We start from the raw sequence: 22,507 nt of genomic DNA on the forward strand, positions 1-22,507 counted from the left end.
TAAAGGCCCATAAACTCAGGAAGGATTCTTCGTGACCGACTCAGCCGCTTGGGTCAACCCCTTGCGCAATGCCAGCGACAAGCGATTGCCGCGAATCGCAGGACCCGCGGGCATGGTCATCTTCGGCGTTACCGGTGACCTAGCATATAAAAAGCTTCTGCCCGCAATCTACGACCTAGCGAGCCGAGGTCTCTTGCCCGCTGGTTTTACCCTGGTGGGTTATGGTCGCCGTGACTGGGACAAGGTCGCATTTTGTGACTACGTTCGGTCAGCTGTAGTGGCGGGCTCGCGCACCGAATTTAATGAAGATGTCTGGCAGCACCTGTCGCAGGGCATCGAATTTGTCCAAGGTTCCTTCGATGATGCCGGCTTCGATCGCCTCTCCGCCCGCTTGGGCGAGCTAGACCGAGAGCGAGGAACCGGCAGCAACTGGGCATATTACCTTTCCGTTCCACCGGAGTTTTTCTCCAATATCTGCCACCAGCTGGAGCGGGTGGGCATGGCCAACTCCGTTGCAGACTCATGGCGCCGCGTCATCATTGAAAAGCCTTTCGGCCATGACCAGGAATCTGCACGCAAGCTCAATGAGATTGTCAACGCTGTCTTTCCTGAGTCCGCGGTGTTCCGCATCGACCACTATCTGGGCAAAGAAACGGTACAAAATATCTTGGCTTTGCGCTTTGCAAATCAGATTTTTGAGCCTATGTGGAATGCCCACTATATCGATTACGTCCAAATCACCATGGCTGAAGACATCGGCCTAGGCGGTCGCGCTGGCTACTATGATGGCATCGGCGCAGCTCGAGACGTCATCCAAAACCATCTTTTGCAGCTCTTGGCCCTCGTCGCGATGGAAGAACCGTCGTCCTTCGAGCCGGAAGAATTGCGGGCTGAAAAGGTAAAGGTCTTGCGCGCTACCCATGCCGTTCACCCTCTGAATAAGACCACTGCTCGCGGCCAATATTCCGCGGGGTGGCAAGGCTCCGAGTTTGTCAAGGGGTTGCGCGAGGAAGAAGGCTTCGATCCGGAATCCACAACGGAGACCTACGCTGCCTGTACCTTGGAAGTCAACTCCCGCCGCTGGGGAGGAGTACCTTTCTACCTGCGGACGGGCAAGCGCTTGGGCCGCAGAGTGACCGAGATTGCGCTAGTTTTCAAGGCGGCTCCTAACCAGCCATTCGTCGATGGTCAAACCGATGCGCTGGGCAGAAACGCGGTCGTTATCCGCGTGCAGCCGGATGAGGGTGTCACCATGCGCTTTGGTTCCAAGGTGCCCGGCTCCACTATGGAGGTGCGCGACGTCAATATGGACTTTGCCTACGCTGAGGCCTTTACCGAGGAATCCCCGGAGGCCTATGAGCGATTGATCTTGGATGCCCTCTTGGACGAGTCTTCGCTATTCCCCACCAATGAAGAGGTAGAACTTTCCTGGTCGATTTTGGACCCCATCATCGACTACTGGGCCGAAGCAGGACAGCCCGAGGAGTACCGCGCTGGCACCTGGGGACCAGAATCCGCCGATAAAATACTGCGTCGCCGGGGTCACTCCTGGCGCCGCCCATAGGAGGGACGCAGACAATGATTATTCCATTGCCCAATACCACTACGCGTGAAATCTCCAAGAAGTTAGTAGAGGCGCAAGAACATTACACCCTGACTACCGGCCGAGTGCTCACTCTAATCGTGGCGGCCCGTGAGGATGATGACCTTGAAAGCATTCTCGCTTCCGTGCGCGATGCCTCCCACGAGCACCCGTCACGTGTGTTGGTCGTAGTAACGGGAGACCCGCAGGTCGAAACCCACCTTGATGCACAGCTACGCGTGGGCGGCGAAGCAGGTGCCTCCGAGATGGTCATCATGAAGTTGCACGGTGCTTTGGCAAACCAAGACGAAGCAGTAGTCACGCCGCTGCTACTACCTGATACCCCGCTGGTCGCTTGGTGGCCTACTCTGTGCCCACCGGACCCTGCCTCCAGCTCGGTGGGAAAGTTGGCGCAGCGCCGCATAACTAACGTTGCCTTTGACGGACGCGTGACCGGCGAAGATCTTCGCACCCTATCTGCCGGGTACACGCCGGGTGATTCCGATATGTCTTGGGCTGCCATCACCTTGTGGCGCGGTGTCGTTGCCTCCGCCTTGGACCGTCATCCCCACGAGCCGGTGAAGTCGGTAGAGGTAGCAGGTCCGGCCGGCCACCCAGCCCCGGATTTCGCCGCTGGATGGTTGCTCGACCGCCTGGCAGTTCCCGTACATCGCACAGTGGCCGACTCCGAGGAGGACCACTTCCCAGTGACTCATTTGCGGTTCAATCGGGAGACAACCCACGTAGACGTCGATGTCATTGACGAGCGCACGGTGCGTGTGTGTGTTCCGGGTTCGCCGGAATCCTTGGTGAGCCTCAATAAGCGCTCACAAGCTGAGGTGCTTTCTGAAGAACTGCGCCATTTGGATGCCGATAAAACCTATGCACAAGCGCTCCGTGCACTAGCCCAGGTAGACTACAGTAATCAGTAAACGGCTTTAATCTGAATCTTTGTAAAGGATAGCGATACATAATGGTAACTCTTCACCGCGTGAGCGATGTGGATGACCTTATCTCCCAGGCCGCACTGAAATTCGTGGATACCGTAGCGCGTATCCAAGCATCGGGTGGCGGCCTCCACGACGATGGTGTCGCGCGTGTTGTCCTCACTGGCGGCGGAGCCGGAATTGGCGTTCTCCACGAGTTGGCCCGTTTGGATTTCGCCGCACAGCAGCAAGGTGAAAATTTTCCTGCTCAGCGCATCGATTGGTCGCGTGTTCACGTTTTCTTCGGCGACGAACGCAATGTACCCGTTTCCGACGCAGATTCTAATGAGGGCCAGGCGCGCAATGCGTTGCTCAACCACGTAGATATCCCAAACCAAAATATTCACGGTTTTGATCTGGGCGCGGTGTCTATGGAAGCAGCGGCAAGCGCATACGAACCAGAGTTGAAGGAATTTGCCCCTCATGGTTTCGACCTACACCTACTAGGCATGGGTGAGGAGGGCCATATTAATTCCTTGTTCCCGCATTCCTCCGCTATTCGGGAGCAAGAAGAACTAGCTGTTCCCGTCCACGATTCCCCAAAGCCGCCCAGCGAGCGCATTACCCTCACCCTTCCGGCGGTCAATAAATCCGATCGCATTTGGCTCCTTGTGGCCGGCGAAGCCAAGTCGGAAGCGGCCAAGCACGTGGTAGAGGGCGCTGCGGCCGAGGAATGGCCGGCAGCCGGCGTACACGGTAGGAAGGAAACCGTTCTCTTCCTTGCCGATGACGCTGCTTCCGAGATATAAGCAGGCAATCCGCAGTGTGCGTTCGGGCACATTGCTTTTAGCGCCTGACGCCAATCGAAAAGCGCCGGCACCGCTTCCCCACTTTCAGATCCCCTAGGAAAATTAGTGGTAGGAAGCTAGTGCCGGCGCTTTCGCTATCCTGGCTTTTCGCTTAAGCGAAGGCTTGGATCAGGTTTAGGCCCACAATGCAGGCCAGCCAGATGATAACCATCACCACGGTGTAGCGATCCAAGTTCTTTTCCACGACGGTCGAGCCGGAAAGGTTCGACTGCACGCCACCGCCGAAGAGGCTGGACAGGCCGCCGCCTTTACCTTTGTGCAGCAGCACGAAGATGGACATCAAAATAGCTGCGATGACCAAGATGATTTCCAGTGCCAAGACCATGAGGATAATCCTTATTTCTAACATGCGCCTTGTGGTTGACTCTTGCCACCCACTAGCGCGGAATCGTACTTTTAGGCTTTGCGTCCAGCAAAGCAGTCACACCGGCCCACTGTACACGATGGCGCGGGCCGGAACCATTCCAACCCGCGCCGAACGCGAACCTGTGACAGGTGATATCTCCTGTTAGTTCAGGGCATTAGCTGCGTTGGCAGCCAACTTGGCAAACTCTTCGCCCACCAGGGAGGCGCCACCGATGAGGCCGCCGTCTACGTCTGGCTTGCTGACGATCTCCGCAACGGAATCAACCTTGACGGAACCGCCGTAGAGAATACGAATGCCTTCCGCTACCTCGTCACCGGCGAGCTCTTTCACGAGCTCGCGGATGGCGGCACAAACCTCTTGTGCGTCGTCTGCGGAGGCTACCTTGCCGGTACCAATGGCCCAGACCGGCTCATAAGCAATGACGGTCTTGGCAAGCTGCTCAGCGCTAAGGCCAGCCAAAGAATTACGGGTCTGGTTAACCACGTAGTCCACGTGAGTACCGGCCTCGCGAACGGCCAGTGGCTCGCCTACGCACACGATGGGGCTAATGTCATTATCCAAGGCTGCGGCGGCCTTTTCTGCGACGAGCTTATCGGTCTCGCCATGATACTGACGGCGCTCCGAGTGTCCCACGACTACCCAGCTGCAGCCGAGCTTGGCTAGCATTTGACCAGATACCTCGCCGGTGAAGGCGCCAGACTCATGCTTAGAGATGTCCTGCGCGCCGTAGGTGATCTGCAACTTGTCGCCTTCTACCAGCGTCTGGATGGTGCGAATATCGGTAAACGGGACCATATAGGCCACGTCGACCTTTTCGTAGTAGTCCTTAGGCAGGGAGAACGCAAACTTTTGAACGGAACCGATAGCCTCGACGTGGTCGAGGTTCATCTTCCAGTTACCTGCGATAAGTGGCGTACGTGCCATGATTTTTCCTCTCTTTTAGCAAGTGACTCAGCAGATTTTAGGCTTCAAGGACGGAGACGCCCGGAAGCTCCTTGCCCTCTAGGTACTCAAGGGAGGCGCCGCCACCGGTGGAGATGTGGCTAAAGCCATCCTCGTCCAGGCCGAGCATGCGCACGGAGGCCGCGGAATCGCCGCCACCGACAACCGAGAAGGAGCCGTTGTTTTCGGTGGCGTCGATAATAGCCTGCGCGACGCCCGCAGTACCCTTGGAGAAGGCCTCCATTTCGAAGACACCCATCGGACCGTTCCAGAAGACGGTCTTGGAAGAAGCAAGCACCTCTGCGAAGTGCTCCACAGACTTTGGCCCGATGTCTAGGGACATCCAGCCCTCTGGGATGCCGTCGAGCTCGACAACCTGGTGTTCCGCATCCGCTGCGAACTTGCTTGCGGCAATGAGATCCACAGGAAGGACCAGCTTGTCACCGAAGCGTTCGAGCAGCTCCTTGCAGTTATCAATCTGGTCTTCTTGCAGGAGGGACTCCTGGACGTTGTAGCCCTTGGCGGCCAGAAGGGTGTAGCACATGCCGCCACCGATAATGACCTTGTCTGCCTTATCTGCTAACGCCTCAATTACGCCGAGCTTATCCGAGACCTTGGCGCCGCCAAGTACTACTACGTATGGGTGCTCCGGCTTCTGGGCCACGGTGGAAAGGACGGAGAGTTCCTTTTCTACGAGCTTGCCTGCGTAAGCCGGCAGGCGCTTTGCGACGTCATACACAGATGCCTGGGCACGGTGGACAACGCCAAAGCCATCGGAGACGAAAGCGCCATTATCGGCTGCCAAAGCAACGAGCTCATCAGCAAATGCGCCGCGCTCCGCTTCATCCTTGGAGGTCTCGCGAGAGTCGAAGCGGACATTTTCCACCAACATGACATCGCCATCGTTGAGCCCGTTCGCACGCTCATGAGCGTCCTCGCCGGTGACATCGCCGGCCAAGGCAACGTACTGGCCAAGAGCCTCGGACAGAGCTTCAGCGACTGGGGCCAAGGAGTACTTAGCGTTTACCTCTCCCTTGGGGCGGCCAAGGTGCGCGGACAGAATGACCTTAGCGCCGCCTTCCACCAAAGCCTTGATGGTGGGAAGAGAAGCGTTAATGCGACCCGGGTCAGTAATGTTTCCTTCTTCATCAAGGGGAACATTGAAATCAGAACGAACAAGGACGTGACGAGATTCGACGCCTTCCTTGAGAAGATCATCCAGAGTCTGGAAAGCCATTATTTTCTCCTTCTTAAATTCGGATTGTTCACAAGGCTGTAGATATAAGAATACCGACCGCGACACAATGCCGTTTAGGCTTGCATCGGGGCCGGACTCTCATTATTAAAGCTCTAAGTTTAGAGCTTGTCTGCCACCAGGCAAGTCATACGTACAAGCTGGGAGGTGTATCCCCACTCATTGTCGTACCAGCCCAGAACCTTAACGAGGTTGCCGTTGGAGACCTTGGTCATGCCGGAGTCAAAAATGCAGCCGTGCGGGGAGGTTACGATATCGGTGGAAACCAGCGGGTCCTCGGTATAAGCGAGGGTGTCCTTGAGCTCGCCTTCAGCAGCTTCCTTCAGGGCGGCGTTAATCTCTTCAACGGTTACGTCGCGGGAAGCGGTAAACGTCAGGTCGGTAGCAGAGCCGGTGATAACTGGAACACGCATGGCGTAGCCATCCAGCTTGCCTTCCAGCTCAGGCAGTACCAGGGAGACAGCCTTAGCTGCGCCGGTGGAGGTAGGCACCATATTTACAGCAGCGGCGCGGGCGCGGCGCGGATCCTTGTGCGGTGCGTCTTGGATGCGCTGGTCGCCGGTGTAGGCGTGGACGGTGGTCATCAAGCCCTTTTCGATGCCGAACTTGTCATTGAGGACCTTTGCCATCGGCGCCAGGCAGTTGGTGGTGCAGGATGCTGCGGAAATAACATTGTGGTTTGCCGGATCGTAGGTGTCAGAGTTAACGCCATAGACGAAGGTTGCGTCTACTTCCTTGCCCGGAGCAGAGATGATGACCTTCTTAGCACCAGCCTCGAGGTGAGCCTTGGCGTCATTGCCATTGGTGAAACGGCCGGTGGACTCGATCACGAGGTCTACGTCGTATTCGCCCCACTTGAGCTGCTTCGGGTCCTTCTCCGCGGTGACCACGATGCGGTGACCATTAACCGTAATGGATTCATCATCATGGGTAATCTCGCCATCGAAGCGGCCCAGTACGGAGTCGTACTTGAGCAGGTTAGCCAACGTACCGTTATCGGTCAGGTCGTTTACTGCAACAACTTCGAGGTTGTTGTCGCCCTGAGCGACTGCACGGAAAAAGTTGCGGCCGATACGGCCAAAGCCATTGATACCTACGCGGATAGTCACTGTATTTCTCCTCAAAGAGTCGAGTAAATGTGCGTATGGGTATGTGCGCGGGCCCTTCGATATATTCGGTGCTTGAGAAGCGCCCGAGCGTTTTCCCTTACAGTGCCGATACTACCGAGCGTTTTTTAACAGTGCAGTGCCCTAGCAGCCTTGAGAACTATCGGATGACAGATTATCCAAAAGAGCGTACACTTTGCCGATCCTTTTTATTTCTCCGCCATAAACCCGCTGGATACGCCCGAACGCGTGGGTTTATGTGGCCTTGACGCTGTTAACGTGAAATATATCACTGTATAGCTTCCAGGGTTACGCCCGCCTCTGTCCGGTCGGACATTTCCGAGCCTCAGTCCTGATGGCAATCAAGTCGACCGAATTGTTTTCGCCTCGACCATCACACGATATGCTTTCAATACTCACTGGCTCACATTCGCGTTTCAGTCCACTACATCTGTTCCAGCGCAATCGTTGGTCACCGTGAGAATGCTTCAGGTGCTCGTTATTCTTCAACGGGCAGGACCACCGTAGAACCCAAGGACGTCTCTTGTTCGAAATTAATACCTCTGCTGTGGGTGACAGCCTCGGGCTTACCGCCCTGGTGGCGATTCTCCCTCTCATCGCATTCTTTATCATGCTGCTCGGCGTCAAAGCGCGCGCACACACTTCTGGCGCCGTCGCCCTCGCAGTATCCCTTCTTATCGCCATCGTCGGCTTTTCTATGCCGGTAGATATGGCCTTGTCCTCCGCCGTGCGCGGCGGCCTTTTCGGACTACTTCCCATTGTCTGGGTAATCATTACCGCAATCTGGTTTTATGAAATCACCGTCGCTTCAGAACGCTTCGAGGACCTTCGTAAAACCTTCGACCTTCTAGGCGATGGCGATATTCGCATCCAAGCAATTCTTATCGCCTTTTGCTTTGGCGGCTTGCTAGAGGCCCTCGCCGGCTTCGGCGCACCCGTAGCCATTACCGCGACCATGATTATGGCACTCGGTGTAAAGCCCCTACGCGCAGCAATCGTAGTGCTCATTGCTAATACGGCCCCGGTTGCTTTCGGCGCGGTGGGCATCCCAGTGACCACCGCTGGCGAGGTCGCTGGACGCAGCGCTGAACAAACCCATGATATTGCCGCACTTATCTCTTTGCAGGTGCTCATCATCGCCGCCGTCGTGCCTTTCTTGATCGCCTTTATTTTGGACGGTGTCCGCGGCGTCAAGGAAACTGCGCCGGCAGCCGCAGTGATTGGCGTTTCCTTTGCCTTGGCACAGTGGCTGGCCGCAACGTTCTTTGCTTACCAGCTCACCAATGTTATCGCCTGCATCGTTTCCCTGGGCTGTGCCTTTGCCTTCCTCCGAGTGTGGAAGCCTAAGGGTGTTAAGGAGCTGCGCGAGCGCCTCGAGCTGCCCGCCGCTGAGTCGACCACTGACCTGAATGGTCGCCGCATTTGGATGGCGCTACTTCCCTACGCTGTAGTAACTATTGTTTTTGCTGTTGCTACTGCGGCCCCAGCCATCTTTGGTTTCCTCAAGCTCCACTTTGCTTGGCCTTTGCTGGATGACGCGATTATCGACGCCGACGGCAACCTTATGGACACTAGCTTCAGCTTCAATGTCTTTGGTAACCCAGGTACGCTCCTGCTGCTCTCGGGCATTATCGTTGCGGTTGTCTACCACTTCTTTAATGAAAATGGCCGCTACAGTCTCAGCTTCGGGCAGCCGGTCAGCGCTTTTGGGGACGTCGCCAGCCGCATGAAGTTCTCGGCCCTCACCATCATTCTGGTGCTGGCATTGGCTTATACGATGAACTACTCCGGCCAAACGATTGCTATTGGTGAGTTCGTCTCTTCTGCGGGCGGCATCTTCGCACTCTTCGCTCCGGTACTGGGCTGGATTGGTACAGCGGTCACCGGCTCCGATACCTCCGCCAATGCCCTCTTCGCCAACCTGCAGGTAGCAGCGGCCGAGCGTATCAGCGTGAACCCGGACCTCATGCTGGCCGCTAATACCGCAGGCGGCGTTGTGGGCAAGATGATCTCCCCGCAGTCCCTCGCTATTGCGGCCACCGCTGTAAAGATGGAAGGCAAGGAGTCTGTCATCCTGAAAAACGTAGTGGGCTACTCCGTGGTCTTCTTGGCCGTTGTGTGCATCATCGTATTCTTGATGACCAACGCCCTAGGATTCCTCGTTCCCTAGGCATCTAGCTCTCCCTGGCTAGCTGGTTTCCCCACCAGCTAGCTATCACAGAGAAAACTCCCCACAGTGACGGCTACCGCTCAGGTATCCGCGCTGCGGGGAGTTGTGTATGTGCCGGTGATTGCGGCGTTTAGGACTCTTTGAAGAGGTCGTCGGTGATCGCTTGGTTAGTATCGGGGATATCAAGCTCTTCCGCTCGCTTATCGGCCATAGAAAGCAAGCGGCGAATACGCCCGGCTACCGCATCTTTAGTCATGGGAGGCTCAGCCAAGCGGCCCAATTCTTCCAGCGAGGCCTCACGGTGCTGCACGCGCAGGCGTCCTGCATCAGCAAGGTGCTCGGGGACGTCATCACCAAGGATCTCCATCGCTCGGTCAACGCGGGCCGCCGCGGTGACTGCAGCACGAGCCGAGCGACGGAGATTTGCATCATCGAAATTGTCCAAGCGCCGGGACGTATCGTGCGCCTCTCGCTTGACGCGCTTCTTTTCCCAGCTTAATCGCGTTTCTTGCGCGCCCATACGGGTCAACAGTGCCCCAATGGCATCGCCATCGCGGACAACGACGCGGTCTTCCCCGCGGGTCTCCTTAGTTTTGGCAGAAATGCCCAAGCGGCGGGCGCAACCCACTAGGGCCAATGCCGCCTCCTGGCACGGGCACGTAACTTCAAGCGCAGAAGAACGACCCGGCTCCGTGAGGCTGCCATGGGCTAGGAAGGCTCCGCGCCACGCTGCTTCGCTATCAGCGACGGTGCCGGAAATAACCTGCGGAGGAAGCCCCACTACCGCATGGCCGGAGCGGGTAATAAGGCCGAGACGGCGCGTAAGTTCCTTCGCCCCGGTGGAAATGCGCACCGTAACTCGGGATTTCTTCGTGGTTCCTGCTGGGCCCGCTACGTGACTATCAGCGGAAATCCCATAAAGCTCATCGAGTGCAGCGATCACGCGCCGCGCAATAGCGTGGCTTTCTAATTCCAACTCATAGGCCATGTTGTCGCCGGAAATATCTAGCTCGCCGGCGAATCGCAGCATCGCGGCTAGTTCGGCAGCGCGAGCGGACTGGCGTGGCACAACGACAGCCGTCAATTCTTCTTTGACCTGGTCGGTCAATGGTGTGGTCACCTAGTTCGCCCCATTTCTTTTCTCACAGTCACAAGATATACACACAGGCCAGAGCCGTTAAGCAAGGCCCGGTGCGGTGAAAGGATTTCTGCCATCATACCGCGCGCGCTCAGGCACCGCGCAGTCGGCCGAACCCGAACGACCCGAGCGATAGGACTTTGCCGAGATGTATCAGCTCCGGTTGGGATCGCCAGTGTTGCGATAGTCCGAATATAGGTCGAGGAGTGCCGCAGACAGCTTCTCCGGATCGTGTTTATTGATGCTCCGGCCATTGTCATCAACTTCGCTCACATCCGCGAACGTGGCACGGGCACCAAGGGACTGGGCGGCGCGCTGGATATACACGCGCTCACTATCAGTAGGCAAAGCCGCCCCGTCCACCAGAATGCGATCAATGCGCAAATCCGGAGCGTGCTGAGAAAGCACATGCAAATGGCGCTCTGCGGAAAAACCATGCGTTTCGCCCGGCTCGGCGGAAAGGTTTAAAACAACTACGCGCAGCGCATCAGATGCAGAAATGGCTTCCACGACCTCAGGCACGAGAGTATGTGGCAATACCGAACTAAACCAAGAACCCGGGCCAATAGTAATTAGGTCCGCGCGCTCAATGGCATCGAGGACATCCGGATTTGCTTTGGGGTTTTCCGGCACGATGCGCACACGCCGGACTTGCCCCGGTGTGGAGGCAACCGCGACCTGCCCCCGGACTTGGCGCATGACACGGGGGTCGTCGTCAAGCCCGGCTACTTCCGCCTCAATCTCTAAGGCTTGGTTGACCACAGGGAATACCCGGCCCTGGGAATTAGTAAGCTCTGCGATGGTATCTAACGCGGCCTGGTAATCACCGAGCACCTCGGTCAACCCTGCAATCATTAGATTGCCCACCGCATGCCCCGCCATTGCACCGGTGCCTCTAAAACGGTGCTGCAAGGTACGCGCCCAGAGGTCACCCACCGGATCACTATTAGCCAACGCAGCTAGCGCCATGCGCAGATCTCCAGGCGGGATTATTTCTAGCTCGCGGCGCAATCGGCCGGAGGAGCCACCATCATCTGCAACAGTAACAATGGCGGAAATGTCGCCTGCTCCGCTCAATCGGGCGGACAAAAGAGTCTGATAAAGTCCATGGCCGCCTCCTAGGCAGACCATGTGTGAAGGATTGGTCATAAAAGCGTTAAAACTCCTGCGCTCTAGCCTCGAGCAATATCCCTGTGCAAGGTGCTGACGTCCAAAATGTCATTGTCCCGCAACCGTGCCGCAATAGCCTCTGCTACGGCAACGGAGCGGTGATGGCCACCCGTACAGCCCACGCCTAAAGTTATGAAATTCTTCCCTTCGTGCCGGTAACCATCCAGCATGGTGGAAAACATCCTTATGAAATTATCCACGAATTCCTGTGCCGCTGGCTGTGAGAGCACATACTGAGCAACCGGCTCATCCGTGCCACGGTATCTACGCAGCTCTGGTACCCAATAGGGATTGGGTAGGAAACGCACATCAACCACCAAGTCTGCATCGCGGGGTGAACCATTTTTAAAACCAAAGGATTCAACGGTCACATGCTGCTTTTCATTTTGCATCTCACCAAACGCCGCCTCAATAGCACGCCGGAGATCATGAATGGATAGGTTGGTGGTGTCAATAATGATGTCTGCATGAGCTCGCACGTCTGCTACTGCTTGACGCTCGCGTTGAATGCCTACCTTGAGGGTGTCGCCCTCCTGCAATGGGTGGGTGCGCCGTACTGAATCAAAACGACGAATGAGCACATCATCACGCGCATCCAAAAAGAGCACAGTGGGCTTCATATGCAATTCTGTGAGCTCTTCCATAATCTCTAGCAGAGACCCTGGAAACATGCGCGAGCGCACATCCGTTACGGCAGCAACCTTGCCCACCGGAGTTTCTTCCTGGTTGCACAGCTTAAGCAGATCCACAATGGCGCGAGGCGGAATATTATGGGCCACATAGTAGCCCTTATCCTCAAATACTTTGGCAGCGGAACTCAACCCGCCGCCGGACATGCCGGTTATCAAAATGGGTGGAGTTTCGAAATGCGTCATGCCCCTCAGTCTAGCGCTTTAAGATTCGCCGCTCCTAGGAGAATGCCCCTTATTTACCCGTAGAATCGTGCAAATTCTCGTACACGGTCTGGGCTAGCTTTGGCCCAAAGCCATCTACCTCACAGATCTCTTCCACCGTGGCGGCCTTGAGCTTTTTCACCGAGCCAAAATACTTCACCAGATCGGTGCGCCGCTGCGGACCTAGGCCCGGAACGGAGTCGAGTACTGAAGAGCGCATTCGCTTAGAGCGCTGTTGCCGATGATAAGTGATGGCAAAGCGGTGCGCTTCATCGCGAATTTGCTGCAGGAGAAAAAGAGCTTGCGAGTTTCGCGGCAAAATGACCGGCTCATCATCACCGGGAACCCAAATTTCCTCGAGGCGCTTGGCCAGGCCCACCAAGGTCACATCCACAATGCCCAACTCATCGAATACCTCTTGAGCTGCGGCAACCTGGGGTGCGCCGCCATCCACAATGAAAAGCTGCGGTGGATACGCAAAGCGTCGGCCTGCCTCGGCAGATTCTTCCGCCACTTTTTCTTCCGCGAAAGAAGACTCTTCTACTTCCTCATCCGGTTGGGCCAGCTTGTCTTCCTTATAACGCTTAAACCGACGGCGAGTGACTTCTGCGATAGATCCGACGTCATCAGAGCGGCCATCGCCCGCTGCCTCTTTAATGCGGTAGCGCCTATAGTCCGACTTTTTGGGCAAGCCATCTTCAAAAACCACCAAAGAAGCAACCACATCTGTGCCCTGAATATGGGAGATATCGGTACATTCGATGCGCAATGGGGCTTGCTCCATGCCCAAAGCCTCTTGAATATCTTGCAAAGCCGCCGACCGGGCGGTGAGGTCTCCCACCCGCTTGAGCTTGTGCTGGCGCAACTGCTCCTTGGCGTTTTTCTCCACCGTGGCCATGAGCTGTTTTTTATCGCCGCGCTGGGGAACGCGCAGGTCCACCTGGGCACCGCGCAGTTCCTCTAAGAGGGCGACGACCTGATCGGGTTCATCCGGCAGGGCCTGCACCAAAATTTGGCGTGGGATGACTTGGACACGGCGGGACTTCATGTGCGATTCCTGGTCCACCCCGCGCCGTTTTACGTCCGCAGCAAGCGCGGCGTCCTCGCGCGCCTCCTGCTTCTCGCGCTCCACTGCATCCGAATAAAACTGGATGAGGAAATTTTGTACCAATGCCGGCAGCGCGGGATCAGGCTGGCCTTCTTCCAAGGGCTCAGAGCTAGCTTGGTCACCGGCGCGTTCTACTACCCACCCGCGCTGCCCGCGAATGCGTCCGTCACGCACATGGAAAATCTGTACCGCTGCTTCGAGTTCATCCGAGTTAAAAGCAATGAGATCGGCATCTGTACCGTCGGTGAAGACCACGGCCTGTTGCTCCATGAGCTTGTCAATAGCGCCCAAGTCATCGCGCAGGCGTGCGGCGCGTTCGAACTCTAGATTCTCGGCGGCCTGCTCCATGTCATGGGTGAGTTTGCGGCGGACTGCACCGGTGTTTCCATTCATGAATGAAACGAGTTCATTGACGGTATCCCGGTGTTCTTCCTTGCTTACCCGGCCGATGCAGGGCGCATCGCATTTGCCGATATAGCCCAATAGACACGGTCGCCCAAGGCGCTCGTGCCTGTTATAAACGCCCTTGGAACAGGTGCGCATGGGAAAGACGCGGGTGAGCAGGTCTAGGCTTTCACGCACGGCCCAAGCATGGGAATACGGGCCGAAGTAGCGCACGCCTTTGCGGCGAGGGCCGCGGTAGAAAAAGGCGCGAGGAACTGTTTCTCCGACCGAAACCGCGAGCATAGGATAGGTTTTATCGTCGCGGTACATGACGTTGAAGTGGGGATCAAAGCGCTTGATCCACGTGTACTCCAACTGCAAGGCTTCTACCTCGCTGGCCACTACCGTCCATTCCACGGAATTGGCCGTGAGCACCATTTGGCGTGTGCGCGGGTGCAGCTGAGTAATGTCCTGAAAATAGTTCGATAGTCTCGCGCGCAGATTCTTGGCTTTGCCCACGTAGATTACGCGGCGGTTTTCATCGCGGAACTTATAGACGCCCGGGTCAGTGGGAATGGTTCCCGGAGCCGGGCGGTAGGTAGTGGGGTCAGCCAATTGTTAATCCTGTGGCATGTACTTAGCTTCCACGTCGCGGAAGCGGCGAACGTTGTCGATGACGGTGTCTTTGTCACCAGACTGCAAAGCCCAGACGGGAACGAACTCGAACTCGGGAAGCTCAAGACGCGCCATACGTTGGCCCACGGGGAAGGACAGCCCATAGACCACCTGCCAGGGATAAAAGCGGGTACCCACAATATTGCGGACCTCTACCCCATCCTCATTGGCGCGCAGGCGCGGCCGGTTAAGGGCAACCCAAGACAAAATGGAAATAAGGAGGCCCACGCCGGGAAAGGCGAATTTATCAATGGTGGTGACATGCGCGCCGGTAAAAGACACATCCAAGGTGATTCCCATGAAGATATGGATAGCCATAACGAGGATCACCCAGCCGATTGCCACCTTACGCAAAAAGGGCGAGGTCGCCTTAAACTCCCACGGCTTAGACGTTGTCTGGGCAAAGGGATCGGCACTGGTATAGGCCAATACTTCGGCGTCGCTAAGCTGCCGGCTTCGCTGCGGATTCTTTGGGGCCTGCGCCTCGTTCATGTGCATACTCCTCTGGAACACCCCACAGTCCATCGTGGTGATCTAGCGTGGGGCGCTGACGCATTGCTAAAAGTTACTTATCTGCTGCGTTTAGTCTACGCAACTGCAGGGCGGTATCTAAAGCCGCCATCATTGCCTCGGCGCCCTTGTTTTCTGCCGAGTCTGCAAAGCCGGCGCGATCAATGGCCTGCTGCTGGTCATTGACGGTAAGGACGCCGTTCGCTACCGGGGTGGATTCATCGAGCGCGATGCGGGTAAGCGCCTGGGTAACCGAGTCACAGACGTAGTCAAAATGCGGCGTTCCCCCACGGATAACGCAGCCCAATGCCACCACTGCATCGTATGCGCGGGCGGCCGCCTGGACAACAACGCCAAGTTCCAAGGCGCCAACTACGCGGTACTCGGCAACCTCGGCGCCATTTTCCGTAGCGGTCTCTACCGCTTGGGCGTGGAGCTGATCGCAGATCTCCGCGTTCCATGTCGCAGTCACCACGGCAACGCGCAGTCCACTGCCATCTACCTGGGCAATTTCGGGTAGGCCTTCTTTACTCATTTCTTTCCTTTCGCGTGATCTCCACAGAGCTACTAAAGATCTACTTATGCGCCTCATCCCACTGGGCAACCTGCGGAAGATCGTGGCCCATGCGGTCGCGCTTCGTACGCAGATATTCAATATTATCCGCATGCGCCGGGGTTGCTAGCGGGGTGTGATGACCTGCATCCACACCAAAACCGCTCAGGCCTTCGCCCTTATGTGGGTTATTAGTCAGCAGGTTCGCGGACTCTATGCCAAGATCACGCAGGATCTGGCCGGCTACGGAATACTCGCGTGCGTCTTCGGGCAGGCCCTGTTCTAGGTTGGCATCGACGGTGTCCATGCCAGAATCCTGCAGCCGGTATGCCTCCAACTTATGCAACAGACCAATGCCACGGCCTTCCTGACCGCGCAAGTAGATAACCACGCCGTTGCCTTCCTGACTGATACGGCGCATGGACTCATGTAGTTGCGGACCGCAATCGCAGCGCCGCGAGCCGAAGGCATCACCGGTCAGGCATTCCGAATGGACTCGCACCATGATCTCACGCGCGCCGCGCAGTTCGGCGGGATCGCCTGCCACCAACGCGACATGCTCCTGTCCATCTATTTCATGGCGATAGCCAATGGCGGTGAAATGACCATACTCGGTGGGAAGCTGGGTGCTTACCTGGCGAATGACCTGGTTCTCATTATGGCGGCGCCACTCGATGAGCTGTGCAATAGAGATCATGGACAGGCCGTGCTTATCTGCGAAGCGGCGCAGCTCTGGCGACCGTGCCATGTCCGTGGGGTCATCCTCAGAAACGATCTCACACAGCACACCGGCTGGGCGCAGGCCCGCCAATCGGGCAAGGTCAATGGAAGCCTCCGTATGGCCATCACGCTCTAGAACACCACCAGGGCGCGCGCACAACGGCACCACGTGACCCGGGCGGGTGAATTCGCCCGGCGTGGTATCAGGGTTTGCTAGCCGGCGAATAGTTGCTGCCCGCGAGGTCGCAGAAATACCGGTACTACCCGTAGCTGCGTCCACCGTCACCGTATAAGCGGTGCCGCGCACATCCTCGTTGACCGCCAACATCGGCGGTAGATTCAGGCGGTTACAATCTTCTGGCAACAATGGTGCGCAGATATATCCAGAAGAGTAGCGCACCATAAAGGCCACCAGTTCCGGGGTGGCTAGCTCAGCGGCGAAAATCAGGTCGCCTTCATTTTCGCGATCCTCGTCATCGATAACAACTACCGGCTTACCAGCGGCGATATCCGCTATGGCCTGCTCAATGGAATCAAGACGGATACAATTATCACTCGCGCTCATAAGGTAGCAGTCTAGTCCTTGCCCTCAGGGGTTAGCGCTTCGGGGTGAAGCATCTTTTCTACGTACTTGGCCAGCACATCCACCTCGAGGTTGACTTCTCCTCCAACTGGCAATGCACCGTGAATAGTGTCCCGCAAAGTGGTGGGGATAAGGGATACTTCGAACCAGTCCGGCCCCACGGCGCTAACAGTCAGCGAGGTGCCGCTAACGGCAATTGAGCCTTTTTCTACGACGTACCGGGCAAGCTCGGTGGGCAAGCTAAACCGGAGGATATCCCAGTTCTCGGAGGTAGTCCGGCTCTGCAGCGTCGCGGTGCCATCCACGTGTCCTTGCATGATGTGACCGCCTAGCCGGGTGGTAGGCAGCAATGCCGGTTCCACATTGACCGAATCGCCCTCAGCTAGGCGGCCCAGAGCTGTCCGGTCGAGGGACTCCTGCATCACATCTGCGCAAAATATATCTCCAGATAAATCCGCCAAGGTGAGGCATACGCCGTTGATAGCAATGGAATCCCCCAGTGCAGCCTCCGCGACGGTGCGCGGGGCGCGAATGCTCAAGCGCAAGGCGTCCGCGTGCGGTTCCATACCGGCTACGGTGCCCAACTCTTGTACTAGCCCAGTAAACACATCCAGCCTTTCTCGTTATCTGCTAATCCGCGCGTCTAGCGCACGTATTCAATTAGAACGTCATCACCCAGCGCCTTCATTCCCACGCGCTGGAATCGGGTGGCCCCCGCCAGAGTCTGGGACATGGGATGGGCGAGCACGCCACGGCCTTCCCCCAGCAACAGGGGCGCAATATAGGCAGAGATAGCATCGACCAAGTCGGCCTTGAGGAAGCTACTGGCGAGTCCGGCGCCGCCTTCTACAAGGACGTCGCGTGCCCCGCTGGCGTAGAGCTCGTATAACGCTTCCTCGATGCTGTCGTAGTGCTCGTACCCCAACTCGCGCAGGTTGCTGGCCGCATCACCGGCCGATTCCAAATCACGCTTGCCAATAATCACGCGGCGCGGCTGGTGTTCCCGCAAACTGCCGTCGCTAAACCGCGCGGTAAGTGACGGGTTATCAGCAAGCGCAGTGCCGGTGCCGACGATGATGGCGTCGCGGTGAGCCCTATCTGCATGCACCCAATCGCGCGCCGCTTCGCCCGTAATCCACTGGCTTGACCCATCCGCTGCGGCAGTAAAGCCATCCAGCGTCTGGGCGAACTTTAAGGTTACGTGCGGCCTGCGTGCTTTCATGGCAAAGAGCCAAGGCACGAGCGCATCATCGGCGTGCGGGGGCTTTTCCAGCTTGGCGACGTCCACCCCAGCCTCCGCCAACACGCGCGCTCCACCGGCGGCCTGCGGAGTGGGGTCTGCATGAAGGTAGTACACGCGAGCCACGCCGGCATCGATAAACGCCTGTGCGCACGGACCCGTGCGACCGGTATGCGCACACGGCTCCAAGGTGACCACGGCGGTGGCTCCTCGCGCCCTATCGCCAGCCTCGCGCAACGCCATGACCTCGGCATGCGCGCCTCCCACGGGCTGCGTAGCACCGACGCCCACGATGTCACCGGCAGTGGACACGATGACCGCGCCCACTGGCGGGTTGGGGCTCGTGGTTCCACGCACCTCAGCTCCCGCGGCCATTGCCCGAGACAGCGCTGCGGAAAGGGTACTCTCCTCTAGCTCCGCGCCCACTAGGCACCAGCCGCCAATTCACGCAGCTGATGTACGATCCCGGCGGGATCTTCTGCCTTGAATACGGCCGAGCCAGCTACAAAAGCATCGCACCCAGCCGCGGCGGCTTGGGCGATGGTGTCTGGCGAAATTCCGCCATCAATCTCGATGACGGTGTCGAGCCCCTGCTCATCAATGCTTTGGCGCAGCACCCGGACCTTTTCCAGCATCTCTGGCATGAATTTCTGCCCGCCAAAACCAGGCTCCACGGACATCACGAGCACCTCATCAAAGTGATGCAATTTATCCAGCCACGGTTCGATAGCCGTACCCGGCTTAATGGAAAAGGCAGCACGCACCCCTAGTTCTCGAATGCTCTGCGCCACATCCACCGCCGCCTGCTCATCGGCGACAGCCTCCACGTGGAAGATAATGGTATGCGCACCCGCCTTGGCATAGGTCTCCACCCATTGCTCGGGTTCCTCGATCATGAGGTGGACATCCAATGGTTTATTGGTAAGCCGATGGACCGTTGCCGTGATATCCGGGCCGAAGGACAGGTTGGGCACGAAGTGCCCGTCCATAATGTCCACATGGACCCAGTCTGCGGTTTCAATCGCCGCTAATTCCTCGCCCAAGCGAGAAAAATCAGCGGCCAAGATGGAAGGGGAAATAATCGGTGCGGACATGCCCACTAGTCTATCGCGATTAGTCAGCAGCGCGGCGCAGAGCCGCAAAGAACATAGCATCGGTACCGTGCCGATGTGGCCACATTTGCACGGATTTTTCGTGCCCCACATCGCCCATATCAGGAATGAGCCCATGTGCGTCTAGCTCTGTGGCACCGAGCTCGCGTACGGCGCGGTCGACGATGCCACGAGTCTCGCGCAAGTCTGGCGAACACGTGGAATAAATGACCACACCGCCTGGGCGCACCAGGTTTAAGGCCGAGGATAAAAGCTCAAATTGCAGCTGAGTAAGCTCGGCAATGTCGGACTCAGACTTGCGCCACCGCGCCTCGGGGCGGCGACGGAGTGCGCCGAGTCCGGAACACGGGGCATCGACAAGCACTCGGTCAAACCCCTGACCCACGCCCGGATTGCGTCCATCTGCCACATGAACGTCCACAGGTAAATCACTTACCGTTTTTTCAATCAGAGCCGCACGGTGCGGGGATACCTCCACCGCGTCCACGTGCGCGGAGTCGATGCGGGCAAGCGCACCCATTAAGGCCGCTTTACCGCCGGGACCGGCGCAGAGATCCAGCCACCGACCAGTGTCTTCGCCCTCCACCGGCGCTTCACATACCGCGCGGGCGATAAGCTGCGAGCCTTCATCTTGGACTGCAGCCAAACCCTGACGTACCGGCTCCAATTGGCCGGGATCGCCGGACTCCATATACACGGCGTAGGGGGAAAAGCGCCCTTCCTCATTGCCGGTCACAAGTGCTAATTCTTCGGCCGAGATTTCCCCGGGACGGGCCACCAGATGCACCGCAGGCCTATCGGAGTCCGCAGCCAGGGCGGCCTCTAGCTCGCCCAGCCCCAGCACACGACTAAACGATTCCGCGATCCAGGTGGGATGGGCATGTTTGAAGGCAATGCCGGCGATTTCTCCCTCCGGGGCAAGCTTGTCCAGCCACGCCTTGGCCGACGTGCGGGTAATGGTGCGCATAATGCCATTGGCAAAACCCTTGGCCTTGACCTCACCGCTGGCTTCCACCAAGCGCACGGTGGTATCAACCGCCGCATGGGCCTCCACGCGGGTATAGAGAACCTGATACGCGCCCAAGCGCAAGGCATCAACCACAGCTGGAGAAATGGCTTCGAGGCTGCGCGAGGAGCATTCTGCGATGACGGCATCTACTACGCCGAGGGTGCGGAGGGTGCCGTAGGTGATCTCGGTGGCAAAGGCGGCGTCTCGCCCGGTGAGCTTTTGCTTACGCAGTGCTGTGGGCAAGATGAGGTTGGCAAAGGCATCGTCATCGCTCACCCGACGCACGACGTCGAAAGCCACCGCACGCGGCGCGTCCACACCAGCGGTCAGTGCAGCCTGAATCAGACTGCCTTCCTGGCGCTTGCCGGAACGCTGACCAGAAGCATGAGCCTGTCGACCTCTGCGGTGGCCGTTACGTCCACCATGTTGCTGCTGGTGCGGGCGGCCACCACGGCCTTTCGCTCCACCGGATTTCCGGGGGTCCTGCGGCTTGCCTTCCGGCGACTTATCACCAGATTTACTACGGGAACGGAAACCACCACTCATTGGAACTTCACCTCGGCATCCTTGCCTAGTCCGCGGGCCCAGTCGGCCGCATTCATCATTTTCTTGCCTGGTGGCTGGATTTTACCCAGCTGGACCGGCTGCGTTGCGGTACCAACAAAAACGGCGTTCTTTGCAATGTAGAGCTGCCCAGGCTCTAAGTGCTCCGGTACCGCGGCTGCTGCCTCCACGGGGCTTACTGGTCCCACTTTTACCCGGGCCTCGTCCCACATGGTCCATGCGCCAGGACCTGGGGTGTGCGCACGAATATGCCGGTCGATGGCAAAGGCAGGCTGGGACCACTCCACGCGAGCTTGTGCGGTAGAGATTTTCGGGGCATAGGTGGCCTCGCCCTGCTGCGGTTGTGCCTCCAACTGACCCGCCGCTAGGCCATCCATGGTGGCGACGAGCAGATCGCCGCCGGAATAGGCAAGGCGAGTGAGCAGGTCATCGGCAGTATCGGTGGTGCGGATTTCCTCCGTCACGGTGCCCAGCACCGGACCGGTATCTAGGCCTTCTTCAATGCGGAACGTAGATGCGCCGGTAATCTCATCACCGGCAGCTATGGCAGCTTGTACCGGTGCCGCGCCACGCCATGCCGGGAGCAGGGAAAAATGCAGGTTCACCCAACCATGCTGCGGCAGCTCCAGCAGGTCCTTGGTGACCAGATTGCCATAAGCCACCACCGGAATTGCCTCGGGTTCGAGCTCCCGCAGGCGGGCACGCAGGGCCTGCCCGTCCTCCGTGTCTGGACGCAAGCTGCTAGGAGTTAGCACTTCGATGCCATGTTCTTGGGCTACTGCTTTCACCGGGCTGGGGTGAAGGCTACGGCCGCGGCCCTTCCTAGCATCTGGGCGGGTAATTACCGCCACCACCTCATGCGAGGAGGCAATTAGCTTTTCCAAGGCCACAACAGCGGGCTCAGGGGTACCGGCAAAAATAATCCGCATGCGGGGAAACTCTCCTATTAATCTCGTTCAAACTACTAGGCTACAACGCCGTAGCGCTGCCGCCACAGTAAGCGGGCTATGAGGCGTTAAACCACTCGGATTCACGGATGGCGCGCATAACGTCTTTTCGGTCCACGGCATCGAGGCGCTGCAGGAAAAGCACTCCATCGAGATGGTCTGTTTCATGCTGGATGCACCGAGCCATCAGCCCCGCGGCCACCATGGATAAGGGGCGGCCCTCTATATCCTGACCGCTGACAAAGACGCGGTTGAAGCGGGTGGTTTGCGCGCTAATGCCGGGAATAGAAAGACATCCTTCCGGGCCTATTTGCTGCTGCGCGCCCAACGGCGTCCAGACGGGATTAACAATCGCGCCACGCAAGCCAGATTGGGTATGCGAGCAGTCATAGACAAAAATCCGTTTGAGTATGCCCACTTGATTGGCCGCCAGCCCTACTCCCCCAGCTTCGTCCATGGTCTCGAGCATACCGTTGGCCAAAATGCGCAGTCCGCGATCGAACGTGCTTACTTCTTCTGCGCGACTGCCCAGGACAGGGTCGCCGTAGATACGGATTCCGCGAAGAGACATGGCAATCACACCTTTCTGATGCGCCGAAATAAAGCCGGCCTGACAATGGAGGGTTTCCCCGTCGAGACTAGCGCATAAGCCCTAGCCACCCG

At 57.8% G+C, this 22,507-nt stretch carries 21 protein-coding genes; 4 read left to right on the forward strand and 17 right to left on the reverse strand.

Going from position 1 to position 22,507, the window contains the following annotated elements; genetic code table 11:
* Positions 1–31: 31 nt before the first annotated feature.
* Genes zwf through pgl form a run of 3 tightly spaced genes read left to right on the forward strand, consistent with a single transcriptional unit; the run spans position 32 to position 3,317 of the window.
* Positions 32–1,564 (forward strand): glucose-6-phosphate dehydrogenase, encoded by a 1,533-nt coding sequence (gene zwf, locus QP990_RS04435; RefSeq protein ID WP_284798529.1) that lies wholly within the window; start codon positions 32–34, stop codon positions 1,562–1,564.
* Between the two features lie 14 nt (positions 1,565–1,578).
* Positions 1,579–2,514, forward strand: coding sequence for a glucose-6-phosphate dehydrogenase assembly protein OpcA (locus tag QP990_RS04440; protein ID WP_023021500.1), 936 nt, complete (start codon positions 1,579–1,581; stop codon positions 2,512–2,514).
* A gap of 41 nt (positions 2,515–2,555) precedes the next feature.
* A complete protein-coding gene (gene pgl, locus QP990_RS04445; RefSeq protein ID WP_023021499.1) occupies positions 2,556–3,317 on the forward strand; it encodes a 6-phosphogluconolactonase in 762 nt (253 codons plus the stop codon).
* Positions 3,318–3,468: 151 nt separating this feature from the next.
* Here the strand turns inward: pgl and secG are convergent, their stop codons facing one another.
* The 4 genes from secG to gap form a co-directional block, all read right to left on the reverse strand.
* Entirely contained in the window at positions 3,469–3,702 is a 234-nt protein-coding gene (gene secG / locus QP990_RS04450) for a preprotein translocase subunit SecG (protein WP_005324856.1), read from the reverse strand.
* Between the two features lie 183 nt (positions 3,703–3,885).
* Positions 3,886–4,668: a triose-phosphate isomerase gene (gene tpiA, locus QP990_RS04455; RefSeq protein ID WP_023021498.1), complete on the reverse strand. Its 783-nt coding sequence runs from the start codon at positions 4,666–4,668 to the stop codon at positions 3,886–3,888.
* Between the two features lie 37 nt (positions 4,669–4,705).
* Positions 4,706–5,923 carry a phosphoglycerate kinase gene (locus QP990_RS04460; protein ID WP_023021497.1) on the reverse strand — a complete coding sequence of 406 codons (1,218 nt, stop codon included), beginning with the start codon at positions 5,921–5,923 and terminating at the stop codon, positions 4,706–4,708.
* A 119-nt stretch (positions 5,924–6,042) separates the two neighbouring features.
* Positions 6,043–7,050 carry a type I glyceraldehyde-3-phosphate dehydrogenase gene (gap, locus tag QP990_RS04465; RefSeq protein ID WP_023021496.1) on the reverse strand — a complete coding sequence of 336 codons (1,008 nt, stop codon included), beginning with the start codon at positions 7,048–7,050 and terminating at the stop codon, positions 6,043–6,045.
* 541 nt (positions 7,051–7,591) lie between these two features.
* On the opposite strand from gap, the gene QP990_RS04470 reads away from it, so the two are divergent.
* Positions 7,592–9,238: an L-lactate permease gene (locus tag QP990_RS04470; protein ID WP_284798530.1), complete on the forward strand. Its 1,647-nt coding sequence runs from the start codon at positions 7,592–7,594 to the stop codon at positions 9,236–9,238.
* A 130-nt stretch (positions 9,239–9,368) separates the two neighbouring features.
* Here the strand turns inward: QP990_RS04470 and whiA are convergent, their stop codons facing one another.
* The 13 genes from whiA to def all read right to left on the reverse strand — a co-directional run bounded on the left by whiA (position 9,369) and on the right by def (position 22,415).
* A complete protein-coding gene (gene whiA / locus QP990_RS04475; protein ID WP_023021494.1) occupies positions 9,369–10,358 on the reverse strand; it encodes a DNA-binding protein WhiA in 990 nt (329 codons plus the stop codon).
* Positions 10,359–10,529: 171 nt separating this feature from the next.
* The gene (gene yvcK / locus QP990_RS04480; RefSeq protein ID WP_200287481.1) at positions 10,530–11,525 is read right to left on the reverse strand and encodes a uridine diphosphate-N-acetylglucosamine-binding protein YvcK; all 996 of its coding nucleotides are present in this window, start codon (positions 11,523–11,525) and stop codon (positions 10,530–10,532) included.
* 23 nt (positions 11,526–11,548) lie between these two features.
* Positions 11,549–12,430: an RNase adapter RapZ gene (rapZ, locus tag QP990_RS04485; protein ID WP_198010471.1), complete on the reverse strand. Its 882-nt coding sequence runs from the start codon at positions 12,428–12,430 to the stop codon at positions 11,549–11,551.
* Between the two features lie 40 nt (positions 12,431–12,470).
* Entirely contained in the window at positions 12,471–14,546 is a 2,076-nt protein-coding gene (uvrC, locus tag QP990_RS04490; RefSeq protein ID WP_023021491.1) for an excinuclease ABC subunit UvrC, read from the reverse strand.
* 3 nt (positions 14,547–14,549) lie between these two features.
* A complete protein-coding gene (locus tag QP990_RS04495; protein ID WP_023021490.1) occupies positions 14,550–15,098 on the reverse strand; it encodes a PH domain-containing protein in 549 nt (182 codons plus the stop codon).
* 73 nt (positions 15,099–15,171) lie between these two features.
* Positions 15,172–15,651, reverse strand: coding sequence for a 6,7-dimethyl-8-ribityllumazine synthase (gene ribH / locus QP990_RS04500; RefSeq protein WP_023021489.1), 480 nt, complete (start codon positions 15,649–15,651; stop codon positions 15,172–15,174).
* 40 nt (positions 15,652–15,691) lie between these two features.
* Positions 15,692–16,954: a bifunctional 3,4-dihydroxy-2-butanone-4-phosphate synthase/GTP cyclohydrolase II gene (locus tag QP990_RS04505; RefSeq protein ID WP_284798531.1), complete on the reverse strand. Its 1,263-nt coding sequence runs from the start codon at positions 16,952–16,954 to the stop codon at positions 15,692–15,694.
* Between the two features lie 11 nt (positions 16,955–16,965).
* Positions 16,966–17,580: a riboflavin synthase gene (locus QP990_RS04510; protein ID WP_284798532.1), complete on the reverse strand. Its 615-nt coding sequence runs from the start codon at positions 17,578–17,580 to the stop codon at positions 16,966–16,968.
* Positions 17,581–17,615: 35 nt separating this feature from the next.
* The gene (ribD, locus tag QP990_RS04515) at positions 17,616–18,638 is read right to left on the reverse strand and encodes a bifunctional diaminohydroxyphosphoribosylaminopyrimidine deaminase/5-amino-6-(5-phosphoribosylamino)uracil reductase RibD (RefSeq protein WP_023021486.1); all 1,023 of its coding nucleotides are present in this window, start codon (positions 18,636–18,638) and stop codon (positions 17,616–17,618) included.
* On the reverse strand, positions 18,638–19,306 hold the full coding sequence (gene rpe / locus QP990_RS04520; protein ID WP_034655367.1) for a ribulose-phosphate 3-epimerase: 669 nt from the start codon (positions 19,304–19,306) through the stop codon (positions 18,638–18,640). The genes ribD and rpe overlap by 1 nt, the downstream gene beginning before the upstream one ends.
* A 19-nt stretch (positions 19,307–19,325) precedes the next feature.
* Positions 19,326–20,879: an RsmB/NOP family class I SAM-dependent RNA methyltransferase gene (locus QP990_RS04525; RefSeq protein WP_023021484.1), complete on the reverse strand. Its 1,554-nt coding sequence runs from the start codon at positions 20,877–20,879 to the stop codon at positions 19,326–19,328.
* Positions 20,876–21,826 (reverse strand): methionyl-tRNA formyltransferase, encoded by a 951-nt coding sequence (gene fmt, locus QP990_RS04530; protein WP_023021483.1) that lies wholly within the window; start codon positions 21,824–21,826, stop codon positions 20,876–20,878. The genes QP990_RS04525 and fmt overlap by 4 nt, the downstream gene beginning before the upstream one ends.
* Positions 21,827–21,902: 76 nt before the next feature.
* Positions 21,903–22,415 carry a peptide deformylase gene (def, locus tag QP990_RS04535; protein ID WP_023021482.1) on the reverse strand — a complete coding sequence of 171 codons (513 nt, stop codon included), beginning with the start codon at positions 22,413–22,415 and terminating at the stop codon, positions 21,903–21,905.
* Between the last annotated feature and the right edge of the window lie 92 nt (positions 22,416–22,507).

Source organism: Corynebacterium sp. MSK071 (genome assembly GCF_030232125.1).
Taxonomy (GTDB): domain Bacteria; phylum Actinomycetota; class Actinomycetes; order Mycobacteriales; family Mycobacteriaceae; genus Corynebacterium; species Corynebacterium kefirresidentii.